This window comes from Acinetobacter sp. UBA991 (assembly GCF_002292065.1).
GTDB classification, from domain to species: Bacteria; Pseudomonadota; Gammaproteobacteria; order Pseudomonadales; family Moraxellaceae; genus Acinetobacter; species Acinetobacter higginsii.
The window spans coordinates 39,693-51,760 of record NZ_DBBF01000019.1; the positions used below are offsets into that span (position 1 = coordinate 39,693).

The following is a 12,068-nucleotide window of genomic DNA, read 5'->3' on the forward strand; positions in this document are numbered from 1 at the left end:
TTCTTTAACTGTTATAGGGCACGACTTTGGTCATTTATTTTCTTTAAGCATATGCTCTATTTCTCGTGAAGAATACCCTCTCTCTTTAAGAATCTGAACAATAATCTGCTGTATTTCTTTCGATGCACCGATATATTTTTCGACCAGCACATCTACGCGATACTCCATCAGTATCTCTTTTTTATTAAGAAGCAAGTTATGAACATGATTGTCTTGATCAGATGTATTAAAGAAACCCATTAACCTATCCATAAGAATGATTGCAAAGTGTATTTTAATAAACTTAAAAAAATGGCCGCGTAAAATTTGCGTAAATTTTTAGGTGACGTCATCTAAGCACAACATGTCCAAGCTCTCCTAAAACCACATTCGAAGATCTAACTTTAAGAAATAAATTTAAGTTTGGGTTACTTTGGCCAGATAGTACTGAAGCCAGCATTCTAGGTGCTTGCTTTTTAATAGTTGAACTTGTTCGATATCACACAGAGTAAAGGGGGATGGCCTTGGTTCATATTCCCAATTTAAATGGCATTAGCACAGATAAGAAAAAAGCCCTTGCAATAACAAGGGCTTTTTGAATTTGGCGGAAGCGGTGAGATTCGAACTCTATAAATAAACATCCAATAGATTCTATTTAGGTGTAATTCATTATTTATCAATTAACTACAACCTAATAGAATCTTCTAGATTCTATTATTTGTGCCAAATTTTGTGTCAAAATGTTCTATTAAAAATCTGAATTCCTGAACTTTGAGCTAATAAAAGAGGAAAGCTACTAGTTATACATTGGATGCTTTCAGAAAAACATCTAAAATATAATGTTAATACTCCCAAGAGAATTTACAACAGGGTTAAGAAAACTATAAGTTTAGTTGGAATAATCTTAATCCTGTACATTACAAAATTGAGACCATAGTTAAAAACTAAGTTTCGGAGTAATATGACTTAGCACCATCAAGTAACGCTAAACCTCTTTCTTGATTTACATCACTATATCCAAGTTGTCTAATTAAATAAGCATAGCTTACAGCTGAAATTTCTCTATTTCCGACGGCTAAATCTTTTGCCCAGTTCCTACAATATTTTATGAATTCAGGATAAGGGCATTCAACTAAATAAAACTCTAAGTCATACCATTTTTTTGCCTGTTCAGCTGATGGCCATGTTGAATTACATAAAGGACCATCTGGATGAAAAAATAATGAAAACTCTAGTGTCATTGGATCTAATGAGTTTGGACCATCACTGGTATCACCATAATCAATAATAGTTGGAGTACCATTTTCGGAAGTTAGTACATTGAACCCATGTAAATCACCATGAGAGACACCCCAATGTACTTGAATAGTTCGACTTTCAAAATCTTGTGCCCATTCAAGATTAAATTTAGTGAAAATTGCTTCCGCTTTTTCATCAGATAAAGTATGTCGTCTAATATCACGTATTGACCTTCTACCTTGTTGATCAACACACCATCTAGCTGTAAGATTTTTGAGACAAGATACTAAATTTTCGCAATTATCTAGTAATATCTCATTTGAGAATGCATTTAATGTATATCCATTAGCTAGACCATAAAAAATTCCAGCTTGATTTTTTGCACCGTGTTCTAATAATGCTAGCTTCCTAGGTGTTGCTTCTGGATTTAAACGGAGGATGTACCTCTCGTATCTTTGATCCTCATCGCGAATTGAATTAATGCTACCTATTTTTCCAATTGAATCATGAATGGTTGCTCCATTTTCCGCCGTTACGATGACTCGAAAAACTTTAGACCCTGATAATCCACCATTAATTTTTGTTAAGTTACATAAAACTCCACTTACAGATCTAGAAAATATTCTTAAAATCCTATCTTCTTCAATACTTAGATGTACATCATTTTTTAGAAGTTCAATATCGTTTAAAGCTTTTATATTTATTAGATAAGGCTTTAATTTAGCCTTAAATGTTTCAAGTCGATGTTTTTGATGGAATGAAACTAGTTGAATCTCAAGCCCTCCCCCCCATACATCACTTTTTTCACTTTGATCCAGAATATCGGTAAAATAATCATCACCAGATGAGCCTGTTAATACAATTATTGGTGTCCCAGGTGCCATAGATCTTGCACTGGTAAAAACGGCATAACCATGAGCAGGTGACTCATCAATTTTATCCTGTTCAGTAGGTATACTGAAATCTAATAAAATTAGATCGAAATAGTCCTCACTAATTTTATTCAGTGCATCTTTTTTATTTTCACATATAACAATTGAGCTTTCTGCCGCTTCTTTTTTGATTATTTCTGAAATAATAGCTATATATTCATTATCATCTTCGACTACTAATATATTCAACTCTTTTTCTCCCAACGCATTTCGTATTTTACTCCTCGTTCTTTCTGTGGTTCTAAATAGATATATCCACCTAAAGTTTCTAAAGCTTGTTTAGCAATAGCAAGCCCAAAACCTGTATGTCCTTTTTTCGTACTTTTTCCTATCTCAAACAATTGGTTAACAGAAGAAGATATGCCGATTCCATCATCTAATACTGCTATCCAATAATCTGATTCAGTTTCCCCCCATGTAACGACAATAGGTGAAATATTATTTATTAAAGGTCCCTTTAGACTTAATATAGCGTCAATAGCATTTCTAATACCATTACAGAGTGCTAAATGGATAAGATTTTTATGACCATTAATAATTAATGGTCGTATTCCAACCACCATAAAATCGACAGATTTAGAAATATTTTCAACCTTTATTACATTGTCAATTAATTCTGCCAAATCAAACTCTTCAGCCTTAGATGTATTAGTAGCTCTTCTCAATGACTCAATAGCATCAAAAATATTTAAAAGATTATCAATATGATGTTTTGTTTTAGAGTTTTCATAATTAGTAATTTCATTAGATGCTTCATAAGATGCTAATCCTAATTTAGCACCAACTTCATGTAAAAGTAGGCCAGAAATCCATTCAATGGCTTGAGCTTTAGCATGCTCAAATAACTTTTCATCATAGCCTTCATTATTATCTTGATCAGAATTTGGCTCAACTTTTTCAATAAATTGCTCTATTCTAAAAATAGCTACCTCAAGCCTTTTAATAACATATAGATCTGTCTCTCTGTGTTTTGCTTCTTTCAAAACTCGTAAATCTTCATGAATAGCTACCTTATTTAAAGCATGAGCAGCTTTAAATCTTTCATGTGGAGACTCGGAATTAAGAAGATCTAAAGCTTCTTGTCTAATCATTTTGGATATTGATCATAAAACTTAGATCTAGAAGCAAATGCTTGGCTTCCACCTTCCATTACTGTAGAAATAGAATCAACAATATCTTCTTGGTTTAATTCACCCTTAGCCATTACATATCCTCTTTTGCCATCAGAATCTAAATGAATAACATTATCAGCATTGCCTAATACTGGGATATTAGGGTTATGAGTAGAGAAAATAATTTGGCTCCTCATATCTCGTGATAAAATTGCATGAATTAATGTTTTTGCAATAAAAGCATTATCAATATGATCTTCAGGTTGATCAACTATTACAACTTTTTCATTATGTGTTAATACAATTGGTAGAACTACAGTACATCTTTGCCCAGTAGATAATGTTGTAATATCTTTATATTGACATCCATCAAGTAGACTCATGCTTATGTTATCATCAATATCAATAGTACCTAGAGTTGTTAAGTCTGCATTGTTTAAATGATTTAATATACGTGCAACACGATCTGAATTAATTCCTGAAATATCAGAGATTAGTTCTACATCGAAATTTTCTACGGCTTCTAACAGCATCCTAGGAGTAATACAGTTAGAAAGAATTGGTGCAATTTCATTATATTTTAAATTACTTCCTCTTAATGAGTCTGAAATTAGAGCGCTAAACTGATTTTGCTGCCCATTTCTATTTATACTTAACTTTATTGCTGGACCTAATTTATTATTCAGAACATTGACAATAGAAGCTCTTTCTGAAAAGCGCTTTAGTCTAATTTGCTCAAGCTTACTAAACTCTTCATCTCTTTTCTTTAAAAAATCCTTTAAACTATTCTCATTATTATTCAAATGTGAAGTGATAATTTCATAACGAGCTTTTTTTTCTCTAAGCTCTTGCCCTCTTCTCATAATGAGCCCAGCCCCTTCTTGTAAAGACTCAATTTTTACTCTTAAATCTCTAGCCTCAGCTTCTTTTGCAAGCTTAAAAGTTGAAAAATTTTTTATTTCTTTATCTAAATCGTGCCATGATATTGCAATTTCATCATGGGCATTTTTTAATAACTCTCTAACTTGATTTACTTTAACAGTAAGGGACTGTATGCTAGGTGAAGTTGTATTTTGAATAATATTTATTTGGTATTCAAAAGCTTCTTTAATTTTATTATACCAACTATAGATTTCTTGTTGTTGTCGCTTTAAATAATCTTCATTTAAAGCAATATTTGAGATTTCATTTGATAAATTTTGTAGCAGTGCTGCATTTGTTTGAATTATTTGTGAACCTTGAGCGACTTTTTGTTCTTCACTTAAGGCAACATTTAATTCTTCATCAATCTGGACGGAGTTTTTTAGTTGATCTTTGAGTTCTTGAATATTTTTTCTTAGACTAGATATCTCAACAGTTAAAGAACCAATTATCGCAAGAACTTTCTTTTCTTCAGTTTCATTTATGACGTTTGAAGACAAAAAGCTATCGATTAACCTTAATCTTCCGGTAGCTTCTAACCCAATTGTTTCAATCTCAGTTTGTGAAAAAATTAAAGGAATATCAAACTCGCCATTATATCTTGGGAATGGGTCAGAGGCGGTTCTGCTCACGATTATCTTTTTTCCATTTATAGATAAAGTTAATGTTACCTGACCAGATCCAAGAATCGACAAGGCATGCTCATGACTTTTTTTGTTGTTTTCATGAATTGAACCCTTGACATCCAAGCAAAATCTTATCAACTCAATTAAAGAAGTTTTTCCTGTACCTCTTGCACCAATTACAACATTTAAACCAGATGTTAAATCAACATCTAGACCATTTAAGAACCCCTCTTCTATTTGTAATCTTTCTATATACATTATGATTTCCCAAATTATCAATTTTTACTTTATGAAAAGTATAATAACGATTGCACTTCATGTACACAATTATTCAATTGATTTTTATAAAAATAAATTATTGACTCTACAAAATAACGTGTAGAATTTTTTATTTAGAAAAAATTACTTTAATGAAAAACAACCAAAACATATAAGTTTTTTGGTTAATAAACATATAAACCCTATGATTTTAAAATAGCGACATTTGTTTAAGTTCCCCTGGCCTGTGCAACAGAGAAAGTCTTTTATTGTTGAACGTAATTCAGTATCCCTGAGGAAGTTACCAAGGATCTCAACATTAAGAAATTTATTCGTATACCTCAGGATGAGAACACATCCATTAATCAGAATATTCCAGACCAATACACAAATATTAAGGACTCATAACTTTGAGTATGAATCACTTAATTTGAACTAGTAAAAATATTACTTACGATTGGCTATTTTTAAATATTTGACCAAAACTAATCCCACCTTCATCTTTTGGTCTTTCCCATGCTTCAAACAAACTAACTAAACCATTCACCAGCTGCTTATCATAACTAATTGAACCAAAAGGAAATGATGTTAAATACTCAGCTTCTGAGTCTAAAACATGTAGAACAACTACAGCAAATTCATTTTTAACAACAATAAGTTCAACGTTACCGTCAAGTATCCCTTCCTTAATCCCATAAAAATACTTTTGCTGATCTTTAGCAATAATCTTACGATAATTATTTACAGAAGTTCGATCTTGTTCATCATGCATGGGTAAAAAGCATTTCAGATGTAAATCAGTATTCTGTTTAGTCTTAATTTGTCCTAAAGCATTAATAAAAGTATTAAATCTTAGTGATTTACCCCAAAAGGCATCATCTGGCGCTAACCAGTAGATACTGCTGACCTGAGAATTCTTAACAATGCTTTCTTTAATTTTATTCAATATAATCTTTGAATTACTCTGACTATAACAAGGACCAATAAACAAATGATTTTCATCTGATGATTTGCTTTCAATAGGGTTAAGGCTATCAAATAAAGCATTAGGTGCTAGAAAACGGCCATCCTTAAAATATTGATTAAGCTTTAACTGCTCAAACCCATCTAGATTATTCAAAATATCACGGATATTGTTACCCTTTTTACTTTGTCCCAAAGCCTGATAAGTTTTATCTTTGAGTTCATCACTCATAATCGAGTCTAATACTTTTATGGCCAGTGGTTCAGCCTGAGCATCAACATGGAGATCGAGCGACTTACGAACAGTACATTCTTTAATCTTTTTTACTGTACCCATTTTATAAATACTAGGTCTGCCTTCCATTTTCTTTAAGGTAATAATATCTTCTTCAATAAGTTGATAAAATTGCTTCTGAAATCGATCCCTAACGATATTTTCACTATTTGCAGCATGAGTACTAGTCGCAATCAATTTAATGCCATACATATTGTTATCTGGCTTTTGAGCAATATAATTAAAATTGGTTAATTCATAGATTAAACTGTGAGTATGCTCCAAAATAGATGCAACTTTCGGTATTGAATCTACCGTGGTGAAATATTTCATTGATTTATTAGTCAAATGAAAAAGTCCATCTTGCTGAAGCTCAACTTCATTATTCGTAATGAGTTGATCTAATACAATGCGAGACTCTCGCTGATTCATCCCTAAAAATTTAGCGATATTCTTCACAGACAATGGGCTTATACGCAATAAACGCATAATCATAGAATCTATGAAGTTAGGCATTTGACTTGATGTATAACTAAAGTTTACTTCAAACTTTTGAGAAGGAATTAAGATATCAATATCATGATAAGGAATACTATAATTACTCATGATTGCCACCTCGATTCGAACTTGTTTTATATTTAAATTTCAATGAATTAGAATTTTTAGTTGGTGTAAGTTTCTGATCAGCAATATATTGATAATGCTGATCATCATTTGTACGCTCCAAGATATAGCTAAGAACCAATCCTAATGGACTTTCTTTATGTCTTGGCATATCCCATAGACGAGATGCACCAAAAATTACCAGCCGATCCATCGCTCGAGATAAAGCCACATTAATACGATTTGGCATATTCATAAAACCAATTTTATTATCAGAACTATTACGTGTAATAGATAAAATAATAATTCTGTTCTCTTTTCCTTGATAGCTATCAACAGTATCGATTTTAACTAAGGATCTAAATTCTTCATTCCATGACTTTGAATTAAATTGCTTACGTAAATATCGTTTTTGCTCGCCGTACATACAAATAATGCCGATAGGTGGCTCATTTGGCTTTGATCTGTCTTTTAACTCTTTCAATAATTGCTCATCTGAGTGAATTTTCTCTAACACTGCCATAATCTTACGAGCTTCATGTTTGTTATAGAAAGTTGTACCTACACCATCACTATACTTTTCAGATGTATCAACCCATGCCACAGTAGAGCGAAGTTCTTGAACTGAAGAGTTAAAATAAATATTCGGTACTACTCGTACCATATCTTCTTGATAAGGCTTATCAAATGGTTCAATCACTCCTGTTTTTAACTCATTATTGTAAAAACATGCTGAGACCATTTCACCAATCGCTGGTGCCATACGATATTGAACAAGTAACTTACCTTGTACTGCCTGACCATAAGGAGATGTGAATAGGCGTTCAAAATCACTTATCAGATTTGCCTCTATACGATTTTTTGAAAACCCTAATTTACGTGCCAAAGCGTTAGCATGTTCTGGTGAATATAAAGGAGGCAATTGTTTGTGATCACCAACTAACAAAACACGTTTAGCTGATTGCATTGCAATAGCTAATTCTGAAGAAATTGATCGCGCAGCCTCATCAATAATGACCCAATCAAAAGTTTGATTTGCAATATCAATCGAATGATGACCGATCCCCACACAAGTTCCGCAAATAAATTGCCGTGTCTTAGAAAGATAAGTTTCATAGTTGGCATTTGGACTATCAATTAATTGATCATAATCAAATGCAATTTGTATAAGTGCTTTTGCATTATTGGCAGCTTTACCATGCACTTCAAAAGTCTCATCCAACATTTCCCATATTTGATTTTCACGATCTAAAATCTGGCGACTATTCAGACCAATTAAAGAAGAATATAACTCTTGTGAATAATCTTTGAGACGTTCAATTAGCTTGACCGACAATCCATTCCACTCGGTTTTGGACAATAGTTTCCCATCTTCAGATTCTGCTGAAACCAACATTCTTGATAAATGACCAAAAAGATTTACTTTCAAGAACAAAGCACACGCTAGATATTTCTTATCAATACCAATCGACTGACTCAAAGATAGAACCCTCTCTTCCATCTCAGTTAAAAATAGATTTCTGTGTGTAGAAATAATCGAGTCTGAATACACATCTTTTAGGTTTGTTGATACGGCACTTTCTCTGTTACTGAAACGTACTATTTCTAGTGGTGTATCTAAACGTTGAGCGTGTTTACGAATACGTTCAGCAGCAGTATTGACCGCTTCATGGGATTGACTAACCATTAGAACATTATTGGCATTTTGCTTTTCAAAAAGATAATGGACAAAGGCTGCGATAAATTCTGTTTTACCTGTTCCTGGTGGGCCTTGTAAAATTGAGACTGGACCAAAGTTAATTAATTTACGGAATGCTTCACGCTGAAGGTCATTCAGACTGACAACTACTTTTTCATCTTCATCTTTCTGATCGTATCTTTCGAAGTCTTTATCCGAAACAGTAATATCATAATTCTTGGGGATAATTTGTGAGGCTGGCTCAAAATAATCAACTAAATTAGGGATATCAGATTGTCGTCTTAATATCTGTTCTAATGCATTTTTACGTTTAAGGAATGATGATTTATCCGCTTTAGTACGTAAATATAAAACTTGTCCTACCTTAATTTTATCGGCATGTTTTACGCCTTTAATTCTTAACTCCCCTGCTAGAGAATTTTGAATATCGATATCACCTACACGGAACTCTCTATCCTCACCATTAAAATCAATAGTCTTATGGATTAAGCTAATTAACGCATCTTTCGGAAATTTGTCTAATACATCGTTATCATCTTCATATTTTGCAATATAAATTTTGGTATCAACCAATTGCAACGGTTGTGATAAAACAATGTATGGTAAAGCTTCCGTCTCTGTTTCTAAGATTGCTTTCCATAATTTTTTTGTATTTATACTTAAAGCTGTGGCTTTATTGATATCACTATGGATAGTATCTAATGCTATCTTATTTACAAACTCATCTGTGACACTAGTATTTTGCGAATCATGAGTTAGTAACTGCTGATCAATATCCAACACATCAGTTGACTGAGGAAAATCAGTATTTAACTCCAAGATCTCCTCTTGGTCATTAAACTGATCTTGTAAAACATCATCAATTGCTGTTGAAAATTCATTCAAGTTAAATAGGAAATCTGATAGTTCTGTGTAATCTGGTCTACCAATTGAATGCTCAATATTTAAGTTAATATCTATTTCTAGCACAGCCTGCTCTATGACGTAATGCGGCACAACATCAGATTCACGCACGCCTGTCACAAAGCGAATGCTTTTGATATTAGGATCTAAAATAAAATGAATTGAACCCCCAACCCCCTGTAACTTGACCATAATGTCATTACCATTACGACCTTTCTCTAAAGCTGCATAGATACGCTTATTATCGGCAAAAATCTGTAGCTCAGTGAATTTATCAGGTACTGGAATACGAATGGTTGGTGTATCGCTGTTAATTTGCGTAGTTTCAATACTTTCCAATAGACGATTTAAATCACCTAAAGGAAACTCTGTTTCATTGAGCTCAAGTTTTACAGCATCACTAATCCATTTAAAATCTGCACTATCATCACCTATTTTAAACCTAAGGATTTGGCAAACCATATACATAATGGCATAGTTATGGCACTGCTCACTGGTAGGGTTTTCGATATGTGCAGGATAATATTCACTCTTATGATCTAAATATGGTCTGATATCAATAATATCATTGAAAACAAAACTGCTGTTTTCTGAGTTGAACAGCACACTATCATGATTAATGCGACCAATTGGTAAGCCCAATTTATGTAAATGGATGATCGCTTCTACCAAGTTAGCAGCCAACAGCAATCTGCTTTCTTTTTCAGCTTCAATTTCGTCAACTTTTACACCGTCAACAACATCACAAACAACAAATAAAGATCTAGACTTTGTTGAAATACCATATCGTACTATATTCGGTAAATATGATAAGTTTTGAGCTGTAGTCTCATTAAGTCGCTCGAAAAAATGTTGATATTTAAGAATGTCACTTGATGAAAATGTATCCAAATGAACATCAGACCACTCTTTTACAAGAAGATCATCTGAACGATATAGACTGATGTTCTTATCTTCGTAGATTATGTCATCTTCTGGATAGATCTTATATATTCTATCTGCTGTAACAAATTCATGTAATAAAGCAACATCAGCAATAAACTCTACTGCTTGTGTAGGTCTTTTCGAATTAAACATTCTAAGCAATTGACTAGCATCATTAATTTCAAAAGTAATTGCTTTTTTTACTAAGTCAGCAATCCAATGGTCACTATTAACGTACAAATTACTTAATGCTTTAGGGGTTAAACGTTTATTCTCCCATAAGTGCCAAGCAACTATTGCTAACATATATACGTCTTTTTTAAACGCAGATACGTTTGCTAATTTAGCTTGAAAATCTCTAGGAAGAAATGTAAGACATGATTGTAAGTCTTCAATCTGATTATCGATTTTTTCTGAATTAGAAGTTAAAAAGTGTGAAATAGCGATATCTTTTTGAGGAGAAATCCAAATACAATGTGAATTAATATCTCCATGTGAAATACCTAGATTATGCATTTCAGCGAATTTACTCACTAAAATTTGAATCAAATCTAATTTATCTTCCTCAGATAAATTAGGGTTGATTGTAGTGATAAAATCATTGAAACGGAGATGTCTTTGCCGATATTCAACCAACTCATTGTACTGTGCAGTAATTTGATCCTCTTCAGGCATGATCAAAGGGACAAGAGCAGTCTTATATAATTGGTTACTTTGCTGAAATTCGGCACTAATGATACGTTCATGATTTAGTAATTTAGCCCTTTGCTTTGGTGATTGAAGGCTCATTTCCTTAAAGTTAGCAAAATGCCATTGTCTGATTAATGCTTTATCAGAACGAGAAATGGTCGATGTTGCCTCATACTCTGTATAAATTTTTTGAGGATGAGCAAGGAGCTCTTCCTCCTGCTTATACTTTTGAACAATAACCTTTTTAGGTGGCATATCATTATTAACAAAGATTTTATCAATTAAGCCAAAGTCCTTATCTAAATGCTGAGCATTTGGATGTGGTTTAAATTCTTTATTAAATGCGATTTTGTTAGCAAATTTGATAAACTTATCAATACTGATGACATGATTTGCTTCATCCTCTGGTAATCCAGAAAAATTAACTTTTCCACACATTACAACAAAAAAATAAACTCTAGGAACAAATCCTGGATTACCTGTGAATTTATCTTTAAGTGCTTTAAGCTTGTTGACAAGAATGAATTGTTTTTGGCGTGTCAGTGAAACTGGGGAAATCCCCATGTCACGATCATCCATGTACCAATTACCGTTAGCTGATTTAATTGATTTACCATTCCAATCCTTCAACTCAACCACAATAATGATGCTATTAGTCACCAAGATTAGATCAAACTCACCCTCCTTTTTAGTGGTTTTGTCTACTAAGGTATAGCCTGCATAGCCATACCAAGGGCTGTTTTTTTGCATTTCATCTTCAACACTAAATGCCTCACGAATTTTAGCAATTGCTTTTGTTTCGTGCTGATGAATCCCATTTGCTTGAGTTTTAATAATTAAAGACATAAAAGCTAAACCCATAATGAATAAATATTAAAAACAAACTAAATAAAAGAATAAATATTCAAAACCAACTCAATAAAAGAATAAATATTCAAACCCAAA

At 32.7% G+C, this 12,068-nt stretch carries 6 protein-coding genes; all 6 read right to left on the bottom strand.

Annotated elements, in window-relative coordinates:
* Nucleotides 1-30: 30 nt before the first annotated feature.
* A complete protein-coding gene (locus B2727_RS07550) occupies nucleotides 31-240 on the bottom strand; it encodes a hypothetical protein (protein ID WP_005202660.1) in 210 nt (69 codons plus the stop codon).
* Between the two features lie 683 nt (nucleotides 241-923).
* The gene (locus B2727_RS07555; protein ID WP_164546295.1) at nucleotides 924-2,339 is read right to left on the bottom strand and encodes a response regulator; all 1,416 of its coding nucleotides are present in this window, start codon (nucleotides 2,337-2,339) and stop codon (nucleotides 924-926) included.
* Nucleotides 2,336-3,241, bottom strand: a complete 906-nt coding sequence (locus B2727_RS07560; RefSeq protein ID WP_126132382.1) for a sensor histidine kinase — start codon at nucleotides 3,239-3,241, stop codon at nucleotides 2,336-2,338. The genes B2727_RS07555 and B2727_RS07560 overlap by 4 nt, the downstream gene beginning before the upstream one ends.
* The gene (locus B2727_RS07565; RefSeq protein ID WP_284082574.1) at nucleotides 3,238-5,067 is read right to left on the bottom strand and encodes a hypothetical protein; all 1,830 of its coding nucleotides are present in this window, start codon (nucleotides 5,065-5,067) and stop codon (nucleotides 3,238-3,240) included. The genes B2727_RS07560 and B2727_RS07565 overlap by 4 nt, the downstream gene beginning before the upstream one ends.
* 451 nt (nucleotides 5,068-5,518) lie before the next feature.
* Entirely contained in the window at nucleotides 5,519-6,910 is a 1,392-nt protein-coding gene (locus tag B2727_RS07570; RefSeq protein WP_284082573.1) for a hypothetical protein, read from the bottom strand.
* Entirely contained in the window at nucleotides 6,903-11,969 is a 5,067-nt protein-coding gene (locus B2727_RS07575; RefSeq protein ID WP_284082572.1) for an AAA domain-containing protein, read from the bottom strand. The genes B2727_RS07570 and B2727_RS07575 overlap by 8 nt, the downstream gene beginning before the upstream one ends.
* Nucleotides 11,970-12,068 lie beyond the last annotated feature (99 nt).

Bases quoted from the DNA above. Each gene is read 5' to 3' on its own strand.
- B2727_RS07550 (WP_005202660.1), bottom strand. From the start codon at position 240: ATGGGTTTCTTTAATACATCTGATCAAGACAATCATGTTCATAACTTG.
- B2727_RS07560 (WP_126132382.1), bottom strand. From the start codon at position 3,241: ATGATTAGACAAGAAGCTTTAGATCTTCTTAATTCCGAGTCTCCACAT.
- B2727_RS07565 (WP_284082574.1), bottom strand. From the start codon at position 5,067: ATGTATATAGAAAGATTACAAATAGAAGAGGGGTTCTTAAATGGTCTA.
- B2727_RS07570 (WP_284082573.1), bottom strand. From the start codon at position 6,910: ATGAGTAATTATAGTATTCCTTATCATGATATTGATATCTTAATTCCT.
- B2727_RS07575 (WP_284082572.1), bottom strand. From the start codon at position 11,969: ATGTCTTTAATTATTAAAACTCAAGCAAATGGGATTCATCAGCACGAA.